At 71.8% G+C, this 25,036-nt stretch carries 26 protein-coding genes; 5 read left to right on the top strand and 21 right to left on the bottom strand.

What is annotated here, in order from left to right; genetic code table 11:
* Positions 1 to 27 precede the first annotated feature (27 nt).
* On the top strand, positions 28 to 708 hold the full coding sequence (locus tag M1D46_RS07725) for a LysE/ArgO family amino acid transporter (RefSeq protein WP_456284889.1): 681 nt from the start codon (positions 28 to 30) through the stop codon (positions 706 to 708).
* On the opposite strand, the gene dapF is transcribed toward M1D46_RS07725, so the two are convergent.
* The 13 genes from dapF to M1D46_RS07660 form a co-directional block, all read right to left on the bottom strand.
* A complete protein-coding gene (dapF, locus tag M1D46_RS07720) occupies positions 709 to 1,581 on the bottom strand; it encodes a diaminopimelate epimerase (protein ID WP_282980016.1) in 873 nt (290 codons plus the stop codon). It abuts the gene before it with no gap.
* A 58-nt stretch (positions 1,582 to 1,639) separates the two neighbouring features.
* On the bottom strand, positions 1,640 to 2,557 hold the full coding sequence (gene miaA, locus M1D46_RS07715) for a tRNA (adenosine(37)-N6)-dimethylallyltransferase MiaA (protein ID WP_456287074.1): 918 nt from the start codon (positions 2,555 to 2,557) through the stop codon (positions 1,640 to 1,642).
* Positions 2,554 to 4,101 (bottom strand): tRNA (N6-isopentenyl adenosine(37)-C2)-methylthiotransferase MiaB, encoded by a 1,548-nt coding sequence (gene miaB / locus M1D46_RS07710; protein WP_456287073.1) that lies wholly within the window; start codon positions 4,099 to 4,101, stop codon positions 2,554 to 2,556. Before miaB ends, miaA begins: the two co-directional genes overlap by 4 nt.
* Before the next feature lie 49 nt (positions 4,102 to 4,150).
* On the bottom strand, positions 4,151 to 5,086 hold the full coding sequence (locus tag M1D46_RS07705; protein WP_456287072.1) for a RecX family transcriptional regulator: 936 nt from the start codon (positions 5,084 to 5,086) through the stop codon (positions 4,151 to 4,153).
* A gap of 7 nt (positions 5,087 to 5,093) precedes the next feature.
* A complete protein-coding gene (gene recA / locus M1D46_RS07700) occupies positions 5,094 to 6,155 on the bottom strand; it encodes a recombinase RecA (RefSeq protein WP_271174246.1) in 1,062 nt (353 codons plus the stop codon).
* A gap of 260 nt (positions 6,156 to 6,415) precedes the next feature.
* The gene (locus M1D46_RS07695) at positions 6,416 to 6,634 is read right to left on the bottom strand and encodes a DUF3046 domain-containing protein (RefSeq protein ID WP_324011949.1); all 219 of its coding nucleotides are present in this window, start codon (positions 6,632 to 6,634) and stop codon (positions 6,416 to 6,418) included.
* 6 nt (positions 6,635 to 6,640) lie between these two features.
* On the bottom strand, positions 6,641 to 6,955 hold the full coding sequence (locus tag M1D46_RS07690; RefSeq protein ID WP_271174244.1) for a helix-turn-helix domain-containing protein: 315 nt from the start codon (positions 6,953 to 6,955) through the stop codon (positions 6,641 to 6,643).
* A gap of 126 nt (positions 6,956 to 7,081) precedes the next feature.
* Positions 7,082 to 7,582 (bottom strand): CinA family protein, encoded by a 501-nt coding sequence (locus M1D46_RS07685; protein WP_456287071.1) that lies wholly within the window; start codon positions 7,580 to 7,582, stop codon positions 7,082 to 7,084.
* Positions 7,575 to 8,156 (bottom strand): CDP-diacylglycerol--glycerol-3-phosphate 3-phosphatidyltransferase, encoded by a 582-nt coding sequence (gene pgsA / locus M1D46_RS07680; RefSeq protein WP_282980006.1) that lies wholly within the window; start codon positions 8,154 to 8,156, stop codon positions 7,575 to 7,577. Before pgsA ends, M1D46_RS07685 begins: the two co-directional genes overlap by 8 nt.
* 25 nt (positions 8,157 to 8,181) lie before the next feature.
* Positions 8,182 to 10,998, bottom strand: a complete 2,817-nt coding sequence (locus M1D46_RS07675; protein WP_456287070.1) for a DNA translocase FtsK — start codon at positions 10,996 to 10,998, stop codon at positions 8,182 to 8,184.
* A gap of 98 nt (positions 10,999 to 11,096) precedes the next feature.
* On the bottom strand, positions 11,097 to 12,773 hold the full coding sequence (locus M1D46_RS07670) for a ribonuclease J (protein WP_271174241.1): 1,677 nt from the start codon (positions 12,771 to 12,773) through the stop codon (positions 11,097 to 11,099).
* 80 nt (positions 12,774 to 12,853) lie between these two features.
* Positions 12,854 to 13,831, bottom strand: coding sequence for a 4-hydroxy-tetrahydrodipicolinate synthase (gene dapA, locus M1D46_RS07665; RefSeq protein ID WP_282980002.1), 978 nt, complete (start codon positions 13,829 to 13,831; stop codon positions 12,854 to 12,856).
* Between the two features lie 10 nt (positions 13,832 to 13,841).
* Positions 13,842 to 14,864, bottom strand: coding sequence for a LacI family DNA-binding transcriptional regulator (locus M1D46_RS07660; RefSeq protein ID WP_456287069.1), 1,023 nt, complete (start codon positions 14,862 to 14,864; stop codon positions 13,842 to 13,844).
* Positions 14,865 to 14,977: 113 nt separating this feature from the next.
* Here M1D46_RS07660 and M1D46_RS07655 point away from each other — a divergent pair, with 113 nt between their 5' ends.
* Complete coding sequence (locus M1D46_RS07655; RefSeq protein ID WP_271174238.1) at positions 14,978 to 16,501, top strand: alpha-N-arabinofuranosidase; 1,524 nt, start codon at positions 14,978 to 14,980, stop codon at positions 16,499 to 16,501.
* A 30-nt stretch (positions 16,502 to 16,531) separates the two neighbouring features.
* Here the strand turns inward: M1D46_RS07655 and M1D46_RS07650 are convergent, their stop codons facing one another.
* The 4 genes from M1D46_RS07650 to M1D46_RS07635 are packed head-to-tail and all read right to left on the bottom strand — an operon-like array spanning position 16,532 to position 18,879.
* Complete coding sequence (locus M1D46_RS07650) at positions 16,532 to 17,038, bottom strand: dihydrofolate reductase (RefSeq protein ID WP_456287068.1); 507 nt, start codon at positions 17,036 to 17,038, stop codon at positions 16,532 to 16,534.
* A 3-nt stretch (positions 17,039 to 17,041) separates the two neighbouring features.
* Entirely contained in the window at positions 17,042 to 17,851 is an 810-nt protein-coding gene (locus M1D46_RS07645) for a thymidylate synthase (RefSeq protein ID WP_271174236.1), read from the bottom strand.
* Positions 17,852 to 17,885: 34 nt separating this feature from the next.
* Entirely contained in the window at positions 17,886 to 18,449 is a 564-nt protein-coding gene (locus M1D46_RS07640) for a DUF4395 domain-containing protein (RefSeq protein ID WP_456287067.1), read from the bottom strand.
* Positions 18,442 to 18,879, bottom strand: a complete 438-nt coding sequence (locus M1D46_RS07635; RefSeq protein WP_456287066.1) for a TlpA family protein disulfide reductase — start codon at positions 18,877 to 18,879, stop codon at positions 18,442 to 18,444. The genes M1D46_RS07640 and M1D46_RS07635 overlap by 8 nt, the downstream gene beginning before the upstream one ends.
* A 146-nt stretch (positions 18,880 to 19,025) precedes the next feature.
* Here M1D46_RS07635 and M1D46_RS07630 point away from each other — a divergent pair, with 146 nt between their 5' ends.
* Complete coding sequence (locus M1D46_RS07630; RefSeq protein ID WP_271174233.1) at positions 19,026 to 19,448, top strand: OsmC family protein; 423 nt, start codon at positions 19,026 to 19,028, stop codon at positions 19,446 to 19,448.
* 6 nt (positions 19,449 to 19,454) lie between these two features.
* Positions 19,455 to 20,354 (top strand): TIGR01777 family oxidoreductase, encoded by a 900-nt coding sequence (locus M1D46_RS07625; RefSeq protein WP_456287065.1) that lies wholly within the window; start codon positions 19,455 to 19,457, stop codon positions 20,352 to 20,354.
* Between the two features lie 29 nt (positions 20,355 to 20,383).
* Here M1D46_RS07625 and M1D46_RS07620 read toward each other — a convergent pair whose 3' ends face one another.
* Both M1D46_RS07620 and dapB read right to left on the bottom strand, forming a co-directional pair.
* Positions 20,384 to 20,848, bottom strand: a complete 465-nt coding sequence (locus tag M1D46_RS07620) for a hypothetical protein (protein WP_421075992.1) — start codon at positions 20,846 to 20,848, stop codon at positions 20,384 to 20,386.
* The gene (dapB, locus tag M1D46_RS07615; RefSeq protein WP_456287064.1) at positions 20,845 to 21,654 is read right to left on the bottom strand and encodes a 4-hydroxy-tetrahydrodipicolinate reductase; all 810 of its coding nucleotides are present in this window, start codon (positions 21,652 to 21,654) and stop codon (positions 20,845 to 20,847) included. The genes M1D46_RS07620 and dapB overlap by 4 nt, the downstream gene beginning before the upstream one ends.
* A gap of 402 nt (positions 21,655 to 22,056) precedes the next feature.
* Here dapB and M1D46_RS07610 point away from each other — a divergent pair, with 402 nt between their 5' ends.
* Positions 22,057 to 22,887, top strand: coding sequence for an endonuclease domain-containing protein (locus tag M1D46_RS07610; RefSeq protein WP_456287063.1), 831 nt, complete (start codon positions 22,057 to 22,059; stop codon positions 22,885 to 22,887).
* 220 nt (positions 22,888 to 23,107) lie between these two features.
* Here the strand turns inward: M1D46_RS07610 and M1D46_RS07605 are convergent, their stop codons facing one another.
* Positions 23,108 to 23,710, bottom strand: a complete 603-nt coding sequence (locus tag M1D46_RS07605) for a histidine phosphatase family protein (RefSeq protein ID WP_282979995.1) — start codon at positions 23,708 to 23,710, stop codon at positions 23,108 to 23,110.
* 108 nt (positions 23,711 to 23,818) lie between these two features.
* Positions 23,819 to 24,883 carry an aldo/keto reductase gene (locus M1D46_RS07600; RefSeq protein WP_456287062.1) on the bottom strand — a complete coding sequence of 355 codons (1,065 nt, stop codon included), beginning with the start codon at positions 24,881 to 24,883 and terminating at the stop codon, positions 23,819 to 23,821.
* Between the last annotated feature and the right edge of the window lie 153 nt (positions 24,884 to 25,036).

Here is a 25,036-nt window from a genome sequence, read left to right as displayed (position 1 = left end):
TCACGGCGGGCGCGTAGCGTCGAGAGCATGTTCAGCGCCCTGCTCGCCGGCTTCGGCCTCTGCCTCTCGCTCATCGTGGCACCCGGTGCGCAGAACGTCTTCCTCCTCAAGATGGGCATCCGCCGCCAGCATGCGGTCGCGCTCGCGGTGACCTGCTTCCTCAGCGACGTCGCGCTCGTCGCGGCGGGCGTCGCCGGATTCGGCGTGGTCGTGGAGCACCTGCCCTGGCTCTTCGACGCCGTCAAGTGGGCGGGCGTCGTGTTCCTCGCGGGATACGCTCTCGCGGCGGGGTGGCGCGCCCTCCGGCCGACGGGCGAGACCCTCGCGGTCGCCGAGGAGCCGGGCGTCGACCGCGAGCCGGAGTCCTCGGCGGGACCGCGCACGAGCACGGCGACGATCACCCGTCCGCGCACGGCGACCACGGCGCTCCTGCCGGCCGTCCTCGCGTGCCTCGCGATCACGTGGCTCAACCCGCACACGTATCTCGACACCGTGCTGCTGCTGGGCTCGATCTCCGCGAGCTACGGCGACGCCCGTTGGCTCTTCGGCCTCGGCGCGGTGCTGGGCAGCGCCGTCTGGTTCGCCTTCCTCACGGCGATGGCGCGCGTCGCGGCGCGCTGGCTGCGCTCTCCGCGCTCGTGGCGCATCCTCGACGGAGCGATCGCGGTGATCATGGCGGCGCTCGCGACGACGCTCGCCTTCGCCTGATCAGGCGAGCGCGACGGTCCCCGAGAACACGAGGGTCGCCGGTCCCGAGAGCGCGACGTGCTCGCCCTCCTCGGTCGGGAACATCCGCACCCCGAGCGTTCCGCCGGGCACGTCGACCCGCCAGAAGTCAGGGGCGTCGGCGCCCGCCCAGTCGCGGACCGCGAGGGCCGCGGCCGCCGTCCCCGTTCCGCAGGAGAGGGTCTCCCCCACGCCGCGCTCGAACACGCGCATGCGGATGCGTCCGATGCCGTCCTTCACGCCCTGCGGGACGACGAACTCGATGTTCGCTCCGTGGGGCGGCACCGGGTCGATGATCGGCTGCACCGTGAGATCCAGGCCGGCGAGCTCCTCCTCGGAGGCGAGCGCCACCACGACGTGGGGGTTGCCGACGTCGATCCCGAGGCCCGGCCGTGCGACGCTGAGGCCCCGCGCGCGCACGAGCGGGTCGCCCGGCTCGGCGCGCCATCGCCCGAGGTCGACCTGGAAGCCCGTCTCGCTGCGTGTGATGTCCTTGACGCCCGCGCGAGTGCCGATCGGCAGCGTCGAGCCCGCCGGCAGGTCGGCGAGGCCGGCGTCGAGCAGATAGCGCGCGAACACGCGCGTGCCGTTGCCGCACATCTCGGCCTTCGAGCCGTCGGCGTTGCGGTAGTCCATGAACCACTCGGCGGCCGGTTCCTCCGCGAGCGACGCGGCGCCTTCCGGGAGCGCCGCCGAGCGCACCACGCGCAGCAGGCCGTCCGCGCCGATGCCGAAGCGCCGGTCGCACAGCGCCGCGATCTGGTCGTCGGTGAGGTCCAGCTCGCCTTCCGGGTCGGCGACGATGACGAAGTCGTTGCCCGTGCCGTGTCCCTTGGTGAACTGGATCTCCGTCATCCCCCCAGTCTATGGCCGCGGGATGGCGGCGGCCGGGGCACGGGGACGTCGGGCGGGCTCAGCGCAGGGCGTCGACGAGCGGGACAGCGCCCGCTTCGAACCAGCGCACCTCGGGGTACCGCCGGAACCACGAGACCTGCCGTCGTGCGTAGCGGCGCGTGAGCGCCTGCGTCTCGGCGATCGCGTCCTCCTCGGAGAGGGCGCCGTCCAGCTGCGCGAGCGCCTGGGCGTAGCCGATCGCGCGCCGCGCCGTCGCCCCCTGCTCGAGCCCCTGCGTGCGGAGGTGCTCGACCTCCCCCACGAGACCCTCGTCCCACATCCGCTCGACGCGCCGGTCGAGACGCTCGACGAGAGCCGCCCGCTCGAGGTGGAGACCGAGGATCGTCGCAGGACGCCACAGCTCGGGCGCCTCCGGGAGAGCGGCGCCGTGCGTGGACGCGCCCTGCGCGAGGACCTCGAGGGCGCGCACGATGCGGCGGCCGTTGCGCGGGTCGACGCGGGCGGCGGTCTGCGGGTCCTCGTGCTGCAGACGCGCGTAGAGCGCGCCGGGCCCCGAGGTCTCGAGCTCGGCCTCGAGGCGCGCGCGCAGAGCCGGGTCGCGCGGCGGGAAGCGGAAGTCGAAGAGCACGCTCGAGACGTAGAGCCCCGATCCGCCGACGACGATCGCATCGTGCCCGCGGGCGAGCGCGGCGTCGATCGCCGCGCGCGCGTCGACCTGGTAGCGCGCGACGGCGGCCTCCTCGGTCACCTCCAGGACGTCGAGGAGGTGATGCGGGATGCCGCGGCGCTCGGCCACGGGGACCTTGGCCGTGCCGATGTCCATGCCGCGGTAGAGCTGCATGGCGTCGGCGTTCACGATCTCGGCGTGCCGACCCGCCGCGGCGACGGCCTCGGCGATGTCGAGCGAGAGGTCGCTCTTGCCCGTTCCCGTCGCTCCGACGACGGCCCAGAGCCGCGGCGAATCCGCGAGCGTCACACGCCGACGCGGATGGTGGGCAGGCCGAGCCGCACGGCGCCCGAGGCGCTCGCGCCGGGTGCCGCGGGCACCGCGCACGACTCCGCCTGCGAGCGATCCCATGCGTCGCCCGCGCGCGTGCGCCGGATGCGCAGCGGCGCGCCGTCGGGGCTGTCCGCGAGGAGATGGAAGGGCGCGGCGTGCGTGATCTCGACGGTCACGACGTCGCCGGGGCGCGGGCGCTCCGAACCGTCCGGCAGCTCGAAGTGCACGAGCCGGTTGTCCTCCGCGCGGCCCGTGAGGCGGTGGGTCGCGGCGTCCTTCTTCCCCTCGCCGGTCGACACGAGCACCTCGACCGACCGGCCGAGCTGCTTGTGGTTCTCCTCGAGCGAGATGCGCTCCTGAAGGGCGATGAGGCGGTCGTAGCGCTCCTGCACGACCTCCTTCGGAACCTGGTTCGGCATGGTCGCCGCCGGCGTGCCCTCGCGGATCGAGTACTGGAACGTGAACGCGTTCGCGAACCGCGCCTGCTCGACGACGCGCAGCGTGTCCTCGAAGTCGGCGTCCGTCTCACCCGGGAAGCCGACGATGATGTCGGTCGAGATCGCGGCGTGCGGGATGCGCTCGCGGACACGATCGAGGATCCCGAGGAACTTGGCGCTGCGGTAGGACCGGCGCATCGCCTTGAGGATGCTGTCGCTGCCCGACTGCAGCGGCATGTGCAGCTGCGGCATGACCGCGGGGGTCTCGGCCATCGCCGCGATGACGTCGTCGGTGAAGGCCGCAGGGTGCGGGCTCGTGAAGCGGATGCGCTCGAGGCCCTCGATCTCGCCGGCGGCGCGGAGCAGCTTCCCGAATGCCTCGCGATCGCCGAACTCGACGCCGTAGGTGTTCACGTTCTGGCCGAGCAGGGTGACCTCGATCGCGCCGTCATCGACGAGCAGGCGGATCTCGCTGAGGATGTCGCCGGGCCGACGGTCCTTCTCCTTGCCGCGCAGGCTGGGCACGATGCAGAACGTGCAGGTGTTGTTGCACCCGACGGAGATCGAGACCCATCCCGAGTAGGTCGAGTCGCGCTTGGTCGGGAGGGTCGACGGGAACACCTCGAGGGACTCGAGGATCTCGACCTCGGCCTCGCCGTTGTGGCGCGACCGCTCGAGGAGCTCAGGCAGCGAGCCCATGTTGTGGGTTCCGAAGACGACGTCCACCCAGGGCGCGCGCTCGAGAACGGCTTCCTTGTCCATCTGGGCGAGGCAGCCGCCGACGGCGATCTGCATGCCCGCGTGGGCGTCCTTGCGGGACTTGAGATGACCGAGCGTGCCGTAGAGCTTGCCCGACGCGTTCTCGCGGACCGCGCACGTGTTGATGACGACGAGATCGGCCTCCTCGCCGGGCGCCACCTTGACGTAGCCGGCGCTCTCGAGCGAGCCGGAGAGGCGCTCGGAGTCGTGCACGTTCATCTGGCACCCGAAGGTGCGGACCTCATACGAGCGAGCGCGTCCCTGTGCGTCGAAGGCTGCGGGCGAGGGCTCGATGAGCGTGGGGGCGCTGGATGGCGTAGTCATGACCAGGACATTCTACGTTCCGCTCCCCGCGGGCGCGCCGAGGGATCGCTCAGCGGAACCGCACGCTGTGACCGCCGCCGCGTGCCTCGTCGAGTGCGCGACGCGCCGCGGTCATCGCGAGCGAGCCGCCGAACCCCCGCCGCGCGAGCTGGCCGACGAGCCGCCGGAGAGCGGTGTCGTCGTCATAGCGCACGAGGCTCCGCGCCTTCCCGCGTGCGAACTCGAGGGCGCGCTCCTCGTCGTCGTCGGGCAGGTCGTCGAGCGCGGCGTCGATCACGTCGCGCGGGATGCCGCGGGACGACAGCGCCTGCGCGATCGCGCGGCGCCCCTGGTTCTTGCGCGTCGTGCCGGCGTGGACGAGCTGCTCCGCGAGGGCGGCGTCATCGAGTGCGCCGAGCCGCTCCAGCCGGTCGATGATCTCGTCGACCAGGCCCGCGTCGACCTCGTCCTTCCGCAGCCGCATGCGCGCCTCGCTCACGGAGAGCGAGCGCGAACGCAGCGCCTTCAGCAGCCGAGCCTCCGCAGCGTCGGCGACCTCCGATGGCCCCCGCTCGTCCTCGGAACCAGCGGGGTCGACGGCAGGCGCGACCTCCACGAACCGCACGCCGTCGCGCACGGTCGTCGTGACGGCCGGGACGGGAGCGATGCGCCGCTCGCCGGCCCCGAGATCCCGCCAGGTCGTGTGCCAGCGTTCGCCGGACGCCTCTTCGGACGCTCGGGCGTCATCCGCGTCGTCGCCGCTCGTCGACGCGACGCCGCTCGGGATGGCGTCGCCGGGGATGGCGCCGTCCGCCGCGTGCCGGCTCGCCCTCCCGGCCGGATGCGCCGACCTCGCGGGATCGGCGACGCCGGCCGCCCCGCGGTCGGCGTCATCGGATGGGCGCGTGCGGCGCGTGGGGTGAGAGGGTGCCACCGGCCCCCTCCCACCGAAGAGCGGGATCACGGGGGCGAGGTCGCCCTCGCCCCCGTCGGCCACGTCGCTCATGCGCGCCTCACGCCGTGCGGCGGACCGGCTCGACCGCCGCGGGCGCGGACTCTGCCGAGGCCGCGACGCCGCGCTGGCCGATGCCGAGCTTGTCCTTGATCTTGTTCTCGATCTCGAGTGCGATGTCGGTGTTCTGGATGAGGAAGTTGCGCGCGTTCTCCTTGCCCTGCCCGAGCTGGTCGCCGTCGTAGGTGTACCAGGAGCCGGACTTCTTCACGATCCCGTGCTCGACGCCGAAGTCGATGAGGCTGCCCTCGCGCGAGATGCCGACGCCGTAGAGGATGTCGAACTCGGCCTGCTTGAACGGCGGAGCCATCTTGTTCTTGACGACCTTGACGCGCGTCCGGTTGCCGACCGCCTCGGCGCCGTCCTTGAGGGTCTCGATGCGGCGGATGTCCATGCGGACGGACGCGTAGAACTTGAGCGCCTTTCCACCCGCGGTGGTCTCGGGAGACCCGAAGAACACGCCGATCTTCTCGCGCAGCTGGTTGATGAAGATCGCCGTGGTCTTCGTCTGGTTCAGGCCGCCCGTGAGCTTGCGGAGCGCCTGCGACATGAGGCGGGCCTGGAGGCCAACGTGCGAGTCGCCCATCTCGCCCTCGATCTCGGCGCGCGGAACGAGCGCGGCGACCGAGTCGATGACGACGAGGTCGATCGCGCCCGACCGGATGAGCATGTCGGCGATCTCGAGCGCCTGCTCTCCGGTGTCGGGCTGCGACACGAGGAGCTGGTCGATGTCGACGCCGAGCTTCTGCGCGTACTCGGGGTCGAGCGCGTGCTCGGCGTCGATGAACGCGGCGATGCCGCCCGCGCGCTGCACGTTGGCGATCGCGTGGAGCGTGAGCGTCGTCTTTCCCGAGGACTCGGGGCCGTAGATCTCGATGATGCGGCCACGCGGGATCCCGCCCACGCCGAGCGCGACATCGAGCGCGATCGACCCCGTGGGGATGACCTCGACGGGCGCGCGCTCGTCGCTGCCCAGTCGCATGACCGAGCCCTTGCCGAACTGCTTGTCGATCTGTGCGAGGGCCGACTCGAGGGCCTTCTCGCGGTCTGCTGGTGCGGGCATTTCCTGTTCCTTCTCCACTCGTGAACCGCCGCCTGTAGGCTGTCGCGCTCCGACCGGATGGCCGAGGACTGCGACAAGGCGCGTGGCGCTGATGCCGACTCCCACGCTACGGAGGACCACCGACATCGCCGCCGGACCGCCGCATCTGTGGAGGGATATCGTCCCGGAACCACGTTGTGCACGAGACTACGCTCTCTTCGAACGCACCTTCGATGACACGCCGATGAACGCGATCCGAGAATCGAACGGCGGGCGCGGGTTCAGCGTCGCGGTTCGAGCCGGCCGGCTCCGTGCCGGCGTGCGGGAGGGACGTCCGTCTCGATGCACAGCGCCTCCCAGATGTCGCGCGGAGGCACGCCGGCCTCGAGCGCCTCCTGGGCGGTGCGCCCGATGCCCGTGAGCACCAGGTCGTGCACGAGCGAGGCCGCGCGACCGCCGAACTCGGCGTCGACGGCGCGCAGGAACTCGCTGCGGCGCATGCGCGGTCAGCGGAAGGACAGCTCGGGCTCGACCTCGGCGATGAGGTCGTCGGGCACGACGTCGGGGAACGCCTGCACGTCGAGTCCCTCGAGCACCGCGATGCGGTCGCCCACCGTCCGGTAGATCGTGGAGATGGGCACGTCGAGCGCCTCGGCGACCGAGGCGAGGATCTCGCTCGAGGCCTCCTTCTGGCCCCGCTCGACCTCGCTCAGGTATCCGAGCGCGACGCTCGCCTTGCTCGCGACCTGACGGAGGGTCTGGCCCTTCTGCTGGCGGAAGCCGCGCAGAACGTCGCCGATCTCTTGACGAACCAGGATCATGACTATCCCCTCCTCACTCCACCATCCGACGGATGCATCAGAGTACAACACCGATGAGACCAATTTAATCCCGCTTGACACGGGGCGGGGCGCCGCTCACGCCGAGAATCCGCCCAGTGCCCGCCCTCAGATCTCTGCGACCGCGAGATCGAGGGCCGCGAGCACGGCGCTCGCCCGGATCTCCGCCCGGTCGCCGTCGAACAGGTGCGAGGCCACGACGACGTGCTCGGGCGTGGCGACCGCGACGTGCACGGTCCCGACCGGCTGCCCGTCCGGCGACGCCGGGCCGGCGATCCCCGTCGTCGACAGCCCCACCATGGTGTCCTCGTCGGCCAGCGCGAGCGTGCGCCGCGCTCCGGCCGCCATCTCGCGCGCGACGTCCGGGTGCACCGCGCCATGCTCCTCGAGGAGGGCCGCGTCGACGCCCAGCACGCTGTGCTTGATCGCGGTGTCGTAGGCCACCACGCCGCCGCGCATCCGCTGCGACGAGCCGGGCACCTCGATGATCGCCGACGACAGCAGGCCCCCCGTGAGCGACTCCGCGGTCGCGATGCTCCAGTTGCGCGCCGACAGCCGGCGCAGGAGCTCGTTCGCGACCGCGAACGTCTCGCGCTTCACGTCACTCACCGGCGTCCGCCCGCGCTCCGCGGATCTGCGCGAGCACGTAGTCGACGCCGCTCGCCACGGTGAGCACGACGACGATCCACATGAGGATGAGGGTGATGACCGCGAACGCCGGCTCGCCGATGAGAAGCCAAAACGGCAGGAGCGCCCACCCGAGCGCCACGCCCTGGAACGCGGTCTTGACCTTGCCCATCCAGGCGGCGGCCACGACGTGCTGCCGGACGACCACGAAGCGGTGGATCGTGATCCCCCACTCCCGGACGAGGATGACCACGACCATCCACCACGCCATCTCGCCGAGGATCGCGAGCCCGACGAAGGCCGCGCCCGTGAGCAGCTTGTCGGCGATCGGATCCCAGAGCTTGCCGAAGTCGCTCACGATGTCGTAGCGGCGCGCGAGGTAGCCGTCGACCCAGTCGGTCGAGATCGCGACGATGAAGAGAATGGCCGCGGTCCACCGCAGGGGAAGGCTTCCCTCGCCGAGATGCCCCCCGATGAGCAGGAGCACGAAGAACACGATCGCGAGCGGGATGCGCACGACCGTGATCGCGTTGGGAAGCTGGCGGGGGATGCTCATGGCCTCAGTCTGTCAGGCGCGGGCGTCAGTAGCGCGGCTCGTCGCGCCCGGTCAGACCCCAGGCGTCCTCGGACTCGCTCTCGTCGACGACCTCGCGGCCGGCGAACTGCGCCTCGATGGGGTCGTCGGCATAGCGGTCGTCGGCGTCGGGCACCGAGGGCGCCTCGGGCGAGGGAGCCGCCGGAGCGGCAGCGGGCGGCTCCTCGCCGCGCAGCTTCGCGAGCACGCCGGGCAGCTGCTCGGGCGTGACGAGCACGTCGCGGGCCTTCGAGCCCTCGGACGGTCCGACGATCTCTCGCGACTCGAGCAGGTCCATGAGGCGGCCGGCCTTCGCGAAGCCCACGCGCAGCTTGCGCTGGAGCATCGACGTCGAGCCGAACTGGCTCGTGACGATGAGCTCGGCCGCGGCGAGGAGCAGCTCGAGGTCGTCTCCGATGTCCTCGTCGACCTCCTTCTTCTTCGGCTCGAGCGCCTCCGCGACATCCGCGCGGTACTCGGGCCGCGCCTGCCCCGTGACGTGCGCGACGACCTTCTCGATCTCCTCCTCGGTCACCCACGCGCCCTGCACACGGAGCGCCTTCGACGACCCCATGGGCGAGAACAGCGCGTCGCCCTGCCCGATGAGCTTGTCGGCGCCCGGCTGGTCGAGGATGACGCGACTGTCGGTGACGCTCGTCACGGCGAACGCGAGGCGCGAGGGCACATTGGCCTTGATGAGGCCGGTGACGACGTCGACCGACGGCCGCTGCGTGGCGAGGACGAGATGGATGCCGGACGCGCGTGCGAGCTGCGTGATGCGGACGATCGAGTCCTCGACGTCGCGGGGAGCCACCATCATCAGGTCGGCGAGCTCGTCGACGACGACGAGGAGGTAGGGGTACGGCTTCAGCACGCGCTCGCTGCCGGCCGGCACGTCGACCTCGCCCGCGACGACCGCGCGGTTGAAGTCGTCGATGTGGCGGAATCCGAACGACGCGAGGTCGTCGTACCGCATGTCCATCTCCTTCACGACCCACTGGAGAGCCTCGGCGGCCTTCTTCGCGTTCGTGATGATCGGGGTGATGAGGTGCGGCACGCCCGCGTAGTTCGTGAGCTCGACCCGCTTCGGGTCGATCAGCACCATGCGCACCTCGCTCGGCTTGGCGCGCATGAGGAGGCTCGTGATCATCGAGTTCACGAAGCTCGACTTTCCGGAGCCCGTCGAACCCGCGACCAGGAGGTGGGGCATCTTCGCGAGGTTCGCCACGACGAAGCCGCCGCCGACGTCCTTGCCGACGCCGATCGTGAGCGGATGCGTCGACTTCTGGGCCGCGGCGGAGCGGAGCACGTCGCCGAGCGCGACCGTCTCGCGGTCGGCGTTCGGGATCTCCACGCCGATCGCGCTCTTGCCCGGGATCGGGGCGAGGATGCGCACGTCGTTCGACGCGACGGCGTAGGCGATGTTGTTCGAGAGCTGGGTGATCTTCTCGACCTTGACGCCGGGCCCGAGCTCGATCTCGTACTGCGTCACGGTCGGGCCGCGCGAGAACCCGGTGACCTCCGCATCGACCTTGAACTGCTCGAAGACGCTCGTGATCTGGGCGACCACGCGGTCGTTGGCCTCGGAGCGCGCGACGGCCGGAGGGCCCGACGCGAGTGCGGTCGGCGACGGCAGCACGTACGGCTGGGAGGGCGGCTGCGGCCCGCGGCCGCCGGGGCCGTCGGTCCCGAAGCCGGTGAATCCCGGCAGGTCGTCGGTCTCGTCGTCGAGGTCGTCTCCGTCGCCCACGAGGCCCGTGCGTCGCTCGGCGCCGTCGCCGCGCAGCCCGGCGAGCACCGAGGAGGTGAGCACCTCCGTCACCGCGTCGTCCGGGTCGTCCGTGCGGATGTCGTCGGCCGCCGGCGCCGACGTCACGATCGCCTGGTCGTAGCCGCGATCGGTCTGGTCGGTGAGCAGCTCGGTGAGGTCCTGCGGCTCCGAGACGACCTCGGGGTCCTCCTCGCGGCCGGACTTGTTCCGCCGCCACCACGGCACGCCCGCGTCCTTGCCGTCGTCGGCCTCGTCGCCCTCGAGCACCTTCGTCGGGGCCGTCGCGCCCTTGGCGGGCTTCTCGCGGCTCTCCGGCGCGGTGCGCTCGGCGTCGAACATCCACAGGTACAGGTCGCCGAGCCGCTGGCCGATGCGGTTCGGCGGCGTCTTGGTGAGGATGAGCACGCTGAGCACGGCGAGCAGGGACAGCACGACGTATGCGCCGACGTCCGTGATGAGGAAGGCCATGGCCTCGGCGACGAGCCACCCGAAGACGCCGCCCGCCTCGCTCAGGGCGAGCACGCCCTCGACCGGCTTGGGGCGCCCGCCTGCCACGTGCAGGAAGCCCGCGATCGTCACGGTGAGCATGCCGAAGCCGATCCCCACGCGCCCGTTGTCGTTCACCGAGGACGGATGGCGGAAGAACCAGCCGGCCAGCAGGAGCAGGAGGATCGGGAAGATGAAGGCCGCGCGGCCGATCAGCAGGCCGAACGAGTAGGCGCTGATCTGAACGGCGATCTCGTTGCCGATGAAGAACCACTCGTTGACGGCACCCGCGATCGCGAGCAGCACGAGCAGGAGCGGGAAGCCGTCGCGGCGCTGGTCCTTCTCGAGGACCTCGGGCCCGAACGCGCGGAAGAGGCCGCCCACCGCGCGAGCGAGGCCGTTCCATCCCCGGACGAGCAGGGGCTGCCGCTCGGCCTCGTCGACATAGCGCTTGGGAGCCGGATCGGCCTTCTTGCGCGGGCGCGGAGCGGCCACGGCCTCATCCTTCGAGGCCCCGCGGGTGCTTCTGGTTCCCGGGCTCTTCGACGCGGCGGACGTACGTGGCATTGCTCCACGGTACGTCGCCGGGCCGACATCCGGCCGGAACGACGCGGATCGGCGCGGAATCCCGCGCCGATCCGGCGTCCACGACGGCGCTCGCGCCCTCAGGCCTCGATGACGAGCGGCACGATCATCGGCCGGCGGCGCAGCGACTGGTTCACCCAGCGGCCGATCGTCCGACGCACCGTCTGCGAGAGCGCGTGATTGTCGCGCACGCCCTTCTGGGCGGCCTCCTCGAGGGCCGCGACGATCTTCGGCTTGACCTTGTCGAAGACCCGGTCCTCCTCCGCGATGCCTCGCGCGTGGATCTCGGGGCCCGTGATGATCCTGCCGGTCTGCGAGTCGACCACGACGATCACCGACACGAAGCCCTCCTCGCCGAGCGTCCGGCGGTCCTTGAGGTCGGCATCCGTGATGGCGCCGACGCTCGAGCCGTCCACGTAGACGAAGCCCAGGTCGAGCTGGCCCACGACGCGCGCCTCGCCGTCCTTGAGGTCGACGACCGTGCCGTTCGAGCCGATGATGGTGCGCTCGGCGTCGATGCCCGTGTCCTGCGCGAGCCGGGCGTTCGCCATCAGGTGCCGGTACTCGCCGTGGACGGGCAGCACGTTGCGCGGCTTGAGGATGTTGTAGCAGTAGATGAGCTCGCCGGCCGCGGCGTGGCCCGACACGTGCACCTTCGCGTTGGCCTTGTGCACGACGTTGGCGCCGAGCTTCGTGAGCCCGTCGATGACGCGGTAGACGGCGTTCTCGTTGCCCGGGATGAGGCTCGAGGCGAGGATGACGGTGTCGCCCTCCCCCGGCTCGATCTCGTGGTCGAGGTTCGCCATGCGGCTGAGCACGGCCATCGGCTCGCCCTGCGACCCCGTCGACATGTAGACGATCTGGTGGTCGGGCACATCGCGTGCCTTCTTGTAGTCGATGAGCACGCCGTCGGGCACGTTGAGATATCCCAGGTCGGCGGCGATCGTCATGTTGCGCACCATGCTGCGGCCGAGCAGCGCGACGCGCCGCCCGTTCGCGGCCGCGGCATCGAGCACCTGCTGCACGCGGTGCACGTGACTCGAGAAGCTCGCGACGATGACGCGCCCCGGCGTCTTCGAGATGACCTGGTCGAGCACGGGCCCGATCGACCGCTCGGTCGGCGTGAAGCCGGGCACGTCGGCATTGGTCGAGTCGGGCAGGAAGAGATCGACGCCCTCCTCGCCGAGCCGCGCGAAGGCGCGCAGATCGGTGATGCGGCCGTCGAGCGGCAGCTGGTCCATCTTGAAGTCGCCCGTGTGGAGCACGAGGCCGGCGTCCGTGCGCACGGCGACCGCGAGCGCGTCCGGGATCGAGTGGTTCACCGCGACGAACTCGAGCTCGAACGGCCCGGCCTCCCACGTCTCGCCCTCCTTCACGACGTGCGCGACGGGGGTGATCCGGTGCTCCTTGAGCTTCGCTGCGGTGAGCGCGAGCGTGAGCGCGGAGCCGATGATCGGGATGTCGGGGCGCTGCTTGAGGAGGTACGGGACGGCGCCGATGTGGTCCTCGTGCCCGTGGGTGAGCACCACGCCCACGACGTCGTCGAGACGTCCGCGCAGCGGCTCCATGTCGGGCAGGATCAGGTCGACGCCCGGCTGGTGCTCCTCGGGGAAGAGCACGCCGCAGTCGATGATGAGGATCTCGCCGTCGATCTCGTACGTGGTCATGTTGCGGCCGACCTCGCCGAGACCGCCCAGGGGCGTCACCCGAAGGGTCCCCGGGGTGAGATCTGCGGGCTCGAGAACCTGTGTGGACATCGTCCGCCTTCCGGGATGCCCTGCGGCATCCGGTTCGTCGTATTCGGTGTTGTCGCGACGACCGGTGCCGCCGCGGGAGATCAGCGGGTGGTGCCGGGCACCTTCGGCAGCGCGCCGCCCGCGGCCGCGTTGCGGTCGGGGCGGAAGTTCGAGAAGTCGACCCCGTCGACGTCCTTGACGAGCGCGAGCTCGTCCTCGATGAGCGCGGCCTCCCATTCCTCGGGACCGACGAGCGGCAGGCGCACGCGCGGGCTCGAGATCCGACCGAGGCCGTGCAGCACGTACTTCGTCGCGACCGTGCCGGGCACGTGCGTCATGAGCGCGCGCACGAGCGGCTCGAGGCGCTTGTGCTGGTCGGTCGCCGTGGCGAGGTCGCCGCGGTTCACCGCGTCGACGATCGTGCGGTACGGGCCCGAGGCCACGTTGGCGGTCACGCCGATGAGGCCCGTGGCGCCGATCGCGAGCTCGGGGAGCACGTTGGCGTCGTCACCCGAGAAGTACATGAGGTCGGTCTGGTTGAGCACGCGGCTCACCTCGCTGAGGTCGCCCTTGGCGTCCTTGACCGCGAGGATGTTCGGGTGCTTCGCGAGGCGCAGGATCGTCTCGTAGCGGATCGGGATGCCCGTGCGCCCGGGGATGTCGTAGAGGATCACCGGGAGGTCGGTCGAGTCGGCGATGAGCCGGAAGTGCGTGAGGACGCCCGCCTGCGTCGGCTTGTTGTAGTACGGCGTGACGATCATGATGCCGTCGGCGCCGGCCTTCTCGCTCTTCTGATAGAGGTCGATCGCGTGCGCGGTCTCGTTCGAGCCGCCGCCCGTGATGATCTTCGCGCGCCCGGCCGAGACGTCCTTGCCGACCTCGACGAGGCGCAGCTTCTCGGCGTCGGTCAGGGTCGAGGTCTCCCCCGTCGTGCCCGTGACGACGATCCCGTCGGCGCCCTGGGCGATGCACGCGTCGATGTGCTTCTCGACGCCGGGCCAGTCCACTTCGCCGTCCGCCGTCATCGGCGTGACGAGCGCGACGAGAACCTGTCCGAAGGGATTGCCCGTGTGCGTCATGGCATCAAGGCTATCGCCTCGACGACGGCGCCGCCTTCGACGTGGCCCTCAGCACGAGGCGTGCGGGGCTCACGAGGTGCCGCGGCGCGAAGTCCGCGCGCGCCATCCGCGCCTCGAGCGTCTCGACCGCCTGCTCGACGATCCAGCGGGAGCCGGGATCGACCGTCGACAGCCCGCCGGCGACATGGCGGCTGATCCCGACGTCGTCGAACCCGATCACCTGCACGTCCCCCGGCACCGCGACGCCCGCGTCGGCGAGCCCCGCGAGCACGCCGAAGGCGATCTGGTCGGTGACCGCGAAGACGGCGTCGACGCCGAGGCCGTCCCGCACTGCGCGCGCGATGGCGTCGCGCGCGCCGTCGACGGCCGGCTCGCGCACCTCCAAGACCAGCTCGGGATCCGCGGCGAGCCCCGCGTCCGCGTGCGCCGCGCGCCATCCGTCCGTGCGCTGGCTCGACATCGTCACGCCGCGCGACGCGCGCGCACCGCCGACGATCGCGACGCGCCGCGCACCGCTCCCGATGAGGTGGGCGACCGCCATCCGCGCGCCCTCGGCGTTCGCCATGGTGACGTGGTCGAAGCGCTCGGGCACCTGCTGCTCGCCGAGCATGACGATGGGCGTGGGGATGGCGATGCGGTCGAGGTCGGGCGCGCCGAGCCCCACTGGGCTCAGGATCACGCCGTCGTACATGCGCAGGCGCGCGAGCGACAGCGCGGACAGCTCGCCCTCGACGCTCGCACCGCTCTGCTCGACGACGAGGTGGCGCCCCCGAAGGGCGAACGCCTCGGCGAACGCGGCCGCGAGGTCGCCGAAGTACGCGTGGTCGAAGCGCGGCACGATGAGCGCGACCGTGTCGGTGCGTCCCGCGCGCAGGCGCCGCGCCGTGAGGTCGATCTCGTACCCGATCTCCCGCACCTTCTCGAGCACCCGCAGCCGTGTCTCGGCGCTCACCCGCCCGCGGTCGTTGAGCACGTTCGACACCGTCATGACCGACACCCCGGCCGCGCGCGCCACGTCGCTCATCGTCGCCATGGCCGCCTCCTTCGCGCTCGCGCTGCTCGGATCGACCCTATGCGAATCCGCTCTTCCCCCGGAGCCCGTCCGGATGTATCGTTACATCACTTCTCTCACCCGGAAAGGCTCCCATGTCCTCCACCCGCGTCGTCATCGACCTCGACCTCCCCGGCCCCACGATCAGCCGCCACCTCTACGGGCACTTCGCCGAGCACCTGGGGCGGTGCATCTACGGCGGCTTCTTCGTCGGCGAGGACTCCGACATCCCGAACGAGGGCGGCATCCGCCTCGACGTCGTCGAGGCGCTCCGCGAGCTCGCGATCCCGAACCTGCGCTGGCCGGGCGGCTGCTTCGCCGACGACTACCACTGGCGCGACGGCATCGGCCCGCGCGAGAGCCGCCCGCGCATGGTCAACTCCCACTGGGGCGACGTCGTCGAGGACAACTCCTTCGGAACGCACGAGTTCATGCAGCTCTGCGAGATGCTCGGCGCCGACGCCTATGTGAACGGCAACGTCGGCTCGGGCACCGTGCGCGAGATGAGCGAGTGGATCGAGTACCTCACACGGGCCGACGACTCCCCCATGGCCGCGCTGCGCCGCGAGAACGGCCGCGACGAGCCCTGGAAGGTGCCGTTCTTCGGCATCGGCAACGAGGCCTGGGGCTGCGGCGGCAACATGCGCGCCGAGGCGTACGCGGACCTCGCCCGCCAGTACGCGACGTACGTGCGCGACCACGGCGGCAACACGGTGTACCGGATCGCGGCGGGCGCGAACGCCGACGACCTCGAGTGGACCGAGACCCTCATGAAGGCGCTCGGATGCCTCGGCTGCGACGGCCAGGGATCCTCGCCCTATCAGGCGGTCTCGCTGCACTACTACACGATGTCGGGCTCGTGGCAGAGCAAGGGCTCGGCGACCGAGTTCGACGAGGACGAGTGGTACCTCGCGCTCTCCCGCGCCTTCCACATCGAGCAGCTCCTCACGCGGCACAGCACCGTGATGGACCGGCACGATCCGCGCCGCCGCGTGGGCCTCGTCCTCGACGAGTGGGGCACGTGGTGGGATGTCGAGCCCGGCACGAACCCCGGGTTCCTCTACCAGCAGAACACCCTGCGCGACGCGCTCGTCGCGAGCGTGCACTTCGACGCGTTCCACCGCCACGCCGACCGCCTCGTCATGGCGAACATCGCGCAGACCGTCAACGTGCTTCAGGCGATGCTCCTCACCGACCCCGAGACCGGAGCGCTCGTGAAGACCCCCACGTTCCACGTGTTCGCGATGAACGTCGGCCACCACGACGCGCAGGCGCTCGAGGCGCATGTCGTCGACGGCGAGACCCGCGCGGTCGACGGGCGCGACCTGCCGATGATCTCGGCGTCGGCGTCGACCAAGGACGGCGCGGCGCTCGTGTCCCTATCGAACCTCGACGCCGACCAGCCGCGCACGGTCGTCCTCGACCTGCGCGGCAGGGCGGTCGAGGGCTGGTCGGCCCGCCTGCTCACGGCCGACAGCACGGCCGCGCACAACGTGCCCGGTCAGCCGGAGAACGTCGCGCCGGTCGACTTCGACGGCGTCCGCACGCACGCGCGCGGCCTCGAGGTCGAGCTCCCGCCGCACTCGTACGCCACGGTCAGCCTCCGGCTGGGCGCGTGAGCCGAGCCGCTGGGCCCCCGCAGCGGGGGCTCAGCGGCGCCGGTACACGACGAAGCGGTAGCGGGTGCCCGTCCGGCTCGTGAGCCACTCCGCGGGGCCCTCGGGCTCCGACCGGATGGCCTGCCACTCGTCGCCGATCTCGGGCGCGTAGGCGTCGCCATCCGCGTCGACGTCGACCTCGGTGACCCACAGCTCGTCGACGACGTCCATGGCCTGCGCGTAGATCTGCGCGCCGCCGATCACCCAGACCTCGTCGTCGATCCGCCCCGCGGCCTCGAGGGCGTCCTCGAGCGAGTGCACGACCTGCGCGCCCTCCGCCGCGAAGCCCTCGTCGCGCGTGACGACGATGTTGGGACGGTCGGGAAGCGGGCGGAAGCGCTCGGGGAACGACAGCCACGTCTTCCGCCCCATCACGACCGGCGTTCCCGTCGTGGCGCGCTTGAAGAAGGCCATGTCCTCGGGCAGCTGCCACAGCATGCCCCCGTCGGACCCGATCGCGCGGGTGCGCGACTGCGCCCAGATCGAGCGGATGGTCACGGCTCAGACCGCCACGGCCGCGCGGATCGCGGGATGGTGGCGGTACTCCTCCACGACGAAGTCGTCGTACGCGTAGTCGAAGAGCGACTCCGGCTTCCGGGCGAATCGCAGCCTGGGGTACGGGTAGGGCTCGCGCGAGAGCTGCTCGACGACCTGCTCCCGATGGTTGTCGTAGATGTGGCAGTCGCCGCCGGTCCACACGAAGTCGCCCGGCTCGAGACCGGTCTGCTGGGCGACCATGAGCGTGAGGAGCGCGTACGACGCGATGTTGAAGGGCACGCCGAGGAAGAGGTCGGCGCTGCGCTGGTAGAGCTGGCAGCTGAGGCGGCCGTCCGCGACGTAGAACTGGAAGAGGGCGTGGCACGGCGGCAGCGCCATGTCGTCGACCTCGGCCGGGTTCCACGCCGTCACGATGTGCCGACGGCTGTCGGGGTTCGCCTTCAGCTGCGCGACGACCTTCGCGATCTGGTCGATGCTCTCGCCGCTCGGCGTCGGCCACGAGCGCCACTGCACGCCATAGACCGGCCCGAGCTCGCCGTCCTCGTCAGCCCACTCGTCCCAGATCGACACGCCGTGCTCCTGGAGCCAGCGCACGTTCGAGTCGCCGCGCAGGAACCACAGCAGCTCGTAGGCGACCGACTTGAAGTGCACGCGCTTCGTCGTGATGAGCGGGAAGCCCGCGCTGAGGTCGTATCGGATCTGCCGCCCGAACACGCTCGTCGTCCCGGTGCCCGTGCGGTCGTCCTTGTGCGTGCCGTTCGCGAGCACGTCGCGAAGGAGATCCTCGTACGGGGTGGGGATGGCGCCGCTCATGACGTCAAGGCTAGTCGGGATGGCGCGCGCCGGCTCAGGCGGCGCGCTCGCGTCCGACGATGCCCGCGCGCTGCAGGAGGAGGTAGATCCGGCAGCCGAGGCAGAATCCGAATGCCGCGTTGAGGAAGGCGGCGACGAACGCCGCGGCCGCCGCGATCGGCAGCACCCAGGGCACGGCCGCGAGATGCAGGACGAGGCCGAGCCCCGTGACGAACAGGCCGACGCCCTGCGCGAAGCGCGGCGGGCGCGGGTCCTCGAGCTCCGCAGGAGGCCCGAGTCGAGGGCGGACCACGCGGCGGAAGAGCACGCCCCACGGCGCGGTGCGCGGCGAGACGACGCTCCAGAGGAAGAGCAGCGCGACGACGAGCACCGCGAGGAAGCCGGGATCCGCCGCGCGCTCGAAGACGGAGGCGGCGCCGATCCCCGGCGTGAAGACCGCACCGCTCGCGGGCTGATGGGCGAACCAGCCGAACGACGCCGCCGTCCGCGTCGAGACCCCCGTGAAGGCGAGGAACGTCGCGGCGAGCAGCAGCGCGCTCGTGATGGCGGCGGCGAAGCGGGGGCCGCGCGGATCGATCCCTGCGGGGGCGTCAGGCATGGGTCTTCCCTTCGATGGCGTCGAGCTCGGCCATCACCGTGTCGCGGGTCGGAGCTCCGGCGATGCGGGCGCGCGGGATGCCGCGCGCGTCGAGGACGAGGGTCGTGGGCGTCTGGAGCACGTGGAAGCGCCGGGCGATCTCGACGCGGTGCGTGACGTCGACGTCGACGTGCGCGACGCCATCCCTCTCCCCCGCCACGTCGGAGAGCAGCCGCCGCACCGCGGGGCACCGGGCGCACAGCTCGGTGCTGAACTGCACGAGCGTCGCGCGCTCTCCGAAGGCGCCCGGGGCGAGCCCGAGCGCCGTCGGGGCGACGGCATCCGCCCGGACCGCCCGAGCGCGGCCCTCGCGTCGCCGCAGGAGCACGCCGAGGGCCGTCGCGACGAGGACGATCGCGACGAGAGCGGCGAGAGCGGCGGCGGGGGTCATCGGAACCACGGTAGATCCGTCGCCGTGCCGACGGACCCGAGGTGGCGGAATATGACATGAGGGGCGCCGGCGCAAGGCGTTCCCCGTGTCGGGCCGCGCCGTTAGGCTGGCCGCGGACCATCCGCCCCCGATCAGGAGGAACGACAATGACCGTCACCAGCGAAGCCAGCACCTCGTGGCAGGGATCCCTCTTCGAGGGCTCCGGCACCGTCTCGTTCTCGACCGGCGTCGGGACGTTCCCCGTGAACTGGAAGGCCCGCAGCGAGGGCTCCGACACGACGACCACCCCCGAGGAGCTCATCGCGGCAGCGCACTCGTCGTGCTTCAGCATGGCGCTCTCGAACGCGCTCGCCGAGAACGGCACGCCGCCGGAGAAGATCGACACGACCGCGTCGGTCACCTTCAAGCCCGGCACCGGCATCACGGGGAGCCACCTCAACGTCAACGCCGTCGTCCCCGGCATCGACGCCGAGCGCTTCCAGCAGATCGCCGAGGAGGCCAAGGCGGGCTGCCCCGTCTCGCAGGCGCTCGCCGGCATCGAGATCTCGCTCGAGGCGACGCTCGCGTAACCCAGGATGACCGCCTCCTCGCTCACGCGCGTCATCGTCGCCGGCTCGTCGGGCCTCCTCGGCCAGGGCGTCGTCGACGACCTCCGCGCGGCGGGCGTGGAGGTGACGCGTCTCGTCCGCCGCGCCCCGAGCGCCGCGGACGAGACGCGCTGGCTCGACGCTCCCCATCTCGATCCCGCTGTCCTCCGAGGCGCGGACGCCGTCGTGAACCTCTGCGGCGCGAGCGTGGGGCGCATCCCCTGGACGCCCGCGTACCGGCGGCGCCTGCACTCCTCGCGGCTCACGCCCACGCGCGTCCTCGCCCGCGCGATCTCCCAGCTCGACGAGCCGCCCCTCCTCGTCTCGGCGAGCGCCGCGGGCTGGTACGGGTCCTCACCCGATGGCCCCGTCACCGAGGACGCACCTCGTGGGAGCGGATTCCTCGCCGATCTCTGCGGCGCGTGGGAGCAGGCCGCGCACGGCGCCGGGCCCCGCGTCGCGCTCCTCCGCACCGCGCCGGTCGTGCATCCCGACGGCGTCCTGCGTCCGCTCATCCCCCTGACGCGAGCGGGTCTCGCCGGCCCGCTCGGCTCGGGGCGCCAGGTGTGGGCCTGGATCTCCTTCGAGGACGCGATCGCGGCCATCCGCCACGTCCTCGAGCACCGGCTGACCGGGCCGGTCAACCTGGCTGCCCCGGTCGCGACGACCGCGAACGACTTCGGGCGGGCGCTCGCACGTCGGCTGCGTCGCCCTTTCGCCCTGCCTGCGCCCGCGTGGGCTCTCCGCGCCGCGCTCGGTCGCGACTTCGCCGACGACATGCTCCTCGTCGACGCCGATATCGTGCCGCGAGCGCTGCAGTCCACCGGCTTCTCGTTCGCCCACCCGGCCCTCGAGGACGCGATCGCCGCGGTCGTCCCCGAGCGCTGAACGGCTGCGGCAGGCGTCCGCGTCGCGTGCTAGACGGGGCTGTGCGCGGCCCGTTCGCGGCGGATGGCCTCGCGCACCGCGGATCGCGCGCGCTTCGTATCGCCCGCAGCGGCGTACGCGAGGCTCAGCCGGTACCACGCGCGCCAGTCGGTCTCGTCGGCCTCGACCTCGGCGCGGTACGTCGGGAAGAGCGCCTCGCCATCCGCTCGCGCCGGGCGCCCGCTCGGCGACGTGCTGACCTCCTCGGTCGGCAGCCCGCCCTCGCTCTCGAGACGGCGCGCGAGGCGCTCGGCGCGCCATCCGAACAGGAGCTCGCGGCCGAGCCCCCACAGCGCGATGAGCGGAAGCACGATCATCGCGCCGCCCATGACAGCGAGGATCGGCTCGCCGGTCGAGATGCCGATCGACAGAGCCGACACGGCCTTCTGCCCCACGACGAGGATGTAGAGCAGCAGGAGCGCCGTCATGACGGCGACGCCGACGCGCAGTCTCATGCGCCCGTGGCCCGCGCGGCCTGGCCCGCGACCGTCGCACCGTCGTCGACGGGCTCGGCCGCAGCGGGGCGCGGCGTGCCGATGCCGATGTCGATGAAGTTCTCTAGGCCCACGACGACGCCGCGCACGCCGGTCGCGGCCTCGACGGCGATGCGGATGCCCGGCGCGTACGCGGCGGCCGGGTCGATCGTGTCGTGCACGAGGGAGAGCGACTCGCCGGGCCCGGAGAGGATCGTCTCCTGTCGGGCGACCACCCCGGGGCGGCGCAGCGAGTGCACGGGCACGCTCGCGACCTGCTGCCCGCGGGCGCGCTGGTCGACGAACGGCGCGTCGACGGGCGTCTCACGGGCCGCCGCGATGAGCTCGGCCGTGCGGACGGCCGTGCCCGACGGGGAGTCGATCTTCGTGTCGCGATGGGTCTCGACGATCTCGACCGACGGGAAGAACCGCGCGGCTGCCGCGGCGAGCGCCGTGCCGAGCACGGATCCGAGCGAGAAGTTCGGGATGAAGACGGCGCCGGTCCCGGCCGCCTCGACGAGCGGGCGCACGAGCGCGACGCGCTCCGCGGACCATCCGCTCGTGCCGACGAGAACCTGGGCGCCGCGTTCGATCGCCGCGCGCACGACGTCGATGCTCACGGCCGGAGTCGAGGCGTCGATGACGAGATCCGCGCCGTCGAGCTCGGCGAGGTCGCTGCTCGACCCGAGCACCGCGACGATCTCGAACCCGTCCATTCCGTCGACGACCTCGCGGATGATGCTGCCGAGCTTGCCGCTGCCGCCGACCAGTGCCACGCGTGTCGTCATGCCACCATCCTAGGCGGGACGGCCAGGACGTCCGCCGGAGTGCGGCGTGCTCGGGGCGCCCGCGGCACGGCGCTCGCCGGCCCGGCACGCCCCGGCCCGTCCGGCACGCCAGCGGTCCCGGTGCGACACCCGTCGCGACACCCGTCGCGACACCCGTCCCCCGAATCGGACCCGTGGTGCTGAAGTCGACTCCTGCGGCCGACACGCGCACACCCGCCCCAGCCATCCGAATCCCGACACCCCGCACGCCGCCCCGCCCTCGGAGCGCCGTACCCCGAATCGGACCCCCACCCTGGGCGTCTTGCGCCGACGCCTCGTGCACAGGCGGTCGACACGCGCGCACCGGCACGAGCACACGCGCTGTGCCGGTGGCAGGGCCCGCGGGTCGACGAGGCTGGCGGGATGTATCCGACGGAGATCGCGGCTCGCATCGATGCACGTCACGGAGTGGCCCGCGCATCGACGCTGCGGATGGCGGGCGCGTCTGCGCGCGACCTCCGGCGTGCGCTTGTGACCGGATCGATCTGGAAGGTGCGCGCCGGGGTCTATGCGACTCCGGATGTGAGCGCGGACATCGTCACGGCGGCGCGGCACGGCGGCGCACTCTGCTGCGCATCTGCGCTCGCCCAGCTCGGCGTATGGGTTCTCGACGCCGACGCGATTCACGTCGCGATGGGACCGCACGGGCGCCAGCGCGAGCACGCAGGGTGCGCGTGCATCCCGCACTGGGATGAAGGCGCGTCGGGCTTCGGGCGCGTCGACATCGTCCGCGCTCTCGTCCAGCTCGCGCGCTGCCAGGGCGATGAGGCGTTCTTCGCCGCGTTCGAATCCGCGTGGCACCGGGGGCTGCTGTCTCGACGTGATCGCCTCGCGGTGCGCGCACGTCTGGATGCGCGGCAGCGGCGACTCGTCGACGCAGCGCGATCGGACTCGGAGAGCGGGCTCGAGTCGCTCCTCAGGATCCGGCTGCTCCGCTTGGGCATCGTGCTCCGCTGCCAGGTGCGCATCCGCACGGTCGGACGCGTCGACTTCGTCGTCGGCGACCGGATCATCCTCGAAGTGGACGGGCGCGAGAACCACGACGGGGAGAGCCACCGGCACCGCGACCTCGTCCGAGACGCGAATGCTGCCGCGCTCGGCTACCGAACCCTCCGGTTCGACTACGCGCTCGTCATCCACGACTGGCCGCGCGTGGAGCGCGCGATCGTCGGCGCCCTCCGCCGGACGGCGTGACCGCAGGCGCCCCGGGGCCCGAATGCACGGCCGTCTGTCACCGTGCGTGTGCGCGGAATCGGATCCGTGGGGCGTGTGTCGCTCCCTGAGGTCGACACGCGCACATCCGCGCCGGCGATCCGAATCCCGGCACATCCCGGGACGGCCCGGCCCAGCTCGGCCCGGGATGGCCCGGCACGGCGCCCGGCGTACCGGCACCTCCCGGCGGTCCCAACGCGGCTCAGACCGGCGGGGTCTCCGGCAGCCCGGTGCGCAGCTCAAACGGCAGGTGCGCGAGGTCGTTGTGGGCGATGAGGGTCCACGGGCGGCCCTGCTTCTGCGAGATGATCGTGAGCCCGCAGTTCGCCTGGTTCAGCGTCATCCAGCGCCAGTCGGGGGCGCCCAGCACCTCGCGCACGAACCACGCGATCACGAAGTTGTGCGTGATGAGCAGCTCGTGGACGTCGCCATTCTTGCGCACGAGGAACTCGTTCATCGCGTCGGCCATCTGGGCCCTGCCCGCCTCGACCTCCTCCTCGGTGATCCCGCCGAAGAAGGGCTCGAACACGCTCGGCGTCTCGTCGGTCATGCCCGTCGGGACGCAGTCGAACAGGAGCGCGTGCGGCTGCGGATCGATCGCGGGCATCCGCTCGGCCACGATGCGCGCGGTCTCCGCGGCGCGTGCGAGGGGCGAGTGCCACACGTTGTCGAACGGCACGCCAGAGAGCCGGTCGGCGAGCAGCGCCGCCTGGCGCTCTCCGCGCGCGGAGAGCGGGCCGTCCTCGAGCCCGTGCTCGGCGTGCTGGTGCTCTCCGTGGCGGACGAGGTAGATGTAGTGCGTCATCCGAACCCCCTCATCGTCCGCACCTGGAGCCCGCAGGGCGGGCGTCCTCCAGCCTAGGTCACGCCTCGGCGGACGCGCCGTGCGGTTACGCCATCGGCGGAATAATGGTCAGTCCGCGGCCTTCGCGAGGTCGGCGCGATGCCCGCGTCCGAGCTGCACGCCCACCCCCTGCACGAGCTCGTCGACGTGCGCCGGCGTGAAGGCGTTGACGATCGGGGCGACCACGCTCCGCTGCGCGAGGAGCCACGCGACGGCGACCGCCGCGTGCGGGAGCTGCAGCTCCGCGGCGACGGCGTCGAGCGCCTTGAGCGCCCGCGCTCCTCGGCGGTTGAGGAGCTTCGACAGCTGCTCAGACCTCGTGCCCTGGCCGATCGTCTGACGCGAGCGATGCAGTCCGGAGAGGAACCCGTGCTCGAGGGCGTGCGACGGCGTCACGGCGAGGCCCTGGGCGTCGGACACGAGCCGCAGGTCGCCCTCGTACTCCCCGCGGCGCATGAGGTTGTACGGCACGTCGAGCGCCTCGATCCGCGGGTACCCGGCCGACGACAGGATCCGCGCCTCGACGAGCTGGTCCGCGGTGAACCCGTAGGCCCCGACCGCGCGCGCCTTGCCCGCCTCGACGAGCCACTCGGCCGTCGCGAGCGCGTCTTCGAGGGACGTCAGCGGGTAGCTCGCCGCATCGAGGTAGAGGATGTCGATGCGATCGGTTCCGAGGCGCTCGAGCGACGACTCCACGGCGCGGACGAGGTTGACCGAGCCGAGGCCCGGGTTGTCGGGATGGCCGCCGACGCGCACCGCGAGGACGATGTCGTCGCGCACGCCGCGCGAGGCGACCCACTGGCCGAGGATGAACTCGCTGCGCCCCGCGCCGAAGCGGTCGGAGGTGTGCAGCGCGTTGCCGCCGAGCTCGGCGTAGCGGTCGAGCACGGCGAATCCCGCGGCGCGGTCGAGGTTCCACCCGAACTCGGCCCCGCCGAGCATGAGCGGGAACACCTCGACGCCCGACGTCCCGATCGGCGAGCGCAGGCCCGCGCCGATCCCGGGCCCGAGCTCGGGGACGAGCGCCGACGGATGACCGGGGAGCCGGATGGGCTGAGTCGGCACGTCCGCGGACGCATCGGATGTGCGGATGGCTGCGCCGTCGCGCCGCTCCGGCGGTGACGCTGCATCCATGTCGCTCCCTCACGGAGGGTGCGACGAACCGCGGTCCTCCCGTGCCTCCATTGAACCGGAACCCGCGGCGCGCGCCGCGCCGCGGGTCGTAACTGTTTCATCACGGACGCGGAACGGCCCGGCCGCACCGTGTGCGACCGGGCCGTTCCGTGA

This window comes from Microbacterium sp. JZ70 (assembly GCF_053903225.1).
The sequence above is the reverse complement of the archived record's forward strand: the minus strand, read 5'-3'. Positions and strand labels throughout refer to the sequence as shown.

Coding starts and splice junctions, on each gene's coding strand:
- M1D46_RS07725 (WP_456284889.1), top strand. CDS start 28: ATGTTCAGCGCCCTGCTCGCCGGCTTCGGCCTCTGCCTCTCGCTCATC.
- dapF (WP_282980016.1), bottom strand. CDS start 1,581: ATGACGGAGATCCAGTTCACCAAGGGACACGGCACGGGCAACGACTTC.
- miaB (WP_456287073.1), bottom strand. CDS start 4,101: ATGACTACGCCATCCAGCGCCCCCACGCTCATCGAGCCCTCGCCCGCA.
- M1D46_RS07705 (WP_456287072.1), bottom strand. CDS start 5,086: ATGAGCGACGTGGCCGACGGGGGCGAGGGCGACCTCGCCCCCGTGATC.
- recA (WP_271174246.1), bottom strand. CDS start 6,155: ATGCCCGCACCAGCAGACCGCGAGAAGGCCCTCGAGTCGGCCCTCGCA.
- M1D46_RS07695 (WP_324011949.1), bottom strand. CDS start 6,634: ATGCGCCGCAGCGAGTTCCTGCGCGCCGTCGACGCCGAGTTCGGCGGT.
- M1D46_RS07690 (WP_271174244.1), bottom strand. CDS start 6,955: ATGATCCTGGTTCGTCAAGAGATCGGCGACGTTCTGCGCGGCTTCCGC.
- pgsA (WP_282980006.1), bottom strand. CDS start 8,156: ATGAGCATCCCCCGCCAGCTTCCCAACGCGATCACGGTCGTGCGCATC.
- M1D46_RS07675 (WP_456287070.1), bottom strand. CDS start 10,998: ATGCCACGTACGTCCGCCGCGTCGAAGAGCCCGGGAACCAGAAGCACC.
- M1D46_RS07670 (WP_271174241.1), bottom strand. CDS start 12,773: ATGTCCACACAGGTTCTCGAGCCCGCAGATCTCACCCCGGGGACCCTT.
- dapA (WP_282980002.1), bottom strand. CDS start 13,831: ATGACGCACACGGGCAATCCCTTCGGACAGGTTCTCGTCGCGCTCGTC.
- M1D46_RS07660 (WP_456287069.1), bottom strand. CDS start 14,864: ATGGCGACGATGAGCGACGTGGCGCGCGCGGCCGGGGTGTCGGTCATG.
- M1D46_RS07655 (WP_271174238.1), top strand. CDS start 14,978: ATGTCCTCCACCCGCGTCGTCATCGACCTCGACCTCCCCGGCCCCACG.
- M1D46_RS07645 (WP_271174236.1), bottom strand. CDS start 17,851: ATGAGCGGCGCCATCCCCACCCCGTACGAGGATCTCCTTCGCGACGTG.
- M1D46_RS07640 (WP_456287067.1), bottom strand. CDS start 18,449: ATGCCTGACGCCCCCGCAGGGATCGATCCGCGCGGCCCCCGCTTCGCC.
- M1D46_RS07635 (WP_456287066.1), bottom strand. CDS start 18,879: ATGACCCCCGCCGCCGCTCTCGCCGCTCTCGTCGCGATCGTCCTCGTC.
- M1D46_RS07630 (WP_271174233.1), top strand. CDS start 19,026: ATGACCGTCACCAGCGAAGCCAGCACCTCGTGGCAGGGATCCCTCTTC.
- M1D46_RS07625 (WP_456287065.1), top strand. CDS start 19,455: ATGACCGCCTCCTCGCTCACGCGCGTCATCGTCGCCGGCTCGTCGGGC.
- M1D46_RS07620 (WP_421075992.1), bottom strand. CDS start 20,848: ATGAGACTGCGCGTCGGCGTCGCCGTCATGACGGCGCTCCTGCTGCTC.
- dapB (WP_456287064.1), bottom strand. CDS start 21,654: ATGACGACACGCGTGGCACTGGTCGGCGGCAGCGGCAAGCTCGGCAGC.
- M1D46_RS07610 (WP_456287063.1), top strand. CDS start 22,057: ATGTATCCGACGGAGATCGCGGCTCGCATCGATGCACGTCACGGAGTG.
- M1D46_RS07605 (WP_282979995.1), bottom strand. CDS start 23,710: ATGACGCACTACATCTACCTCGTCCGCCACGGAGAGCACCAGCACGCC.
- M1D46_RS07600 (WP_456287062.1), bottom strand. CDS start 24,883: ATGGATGCAGCGTCACCGCCGGAGCGGCGCGACGGCGCAGCCATCCGC.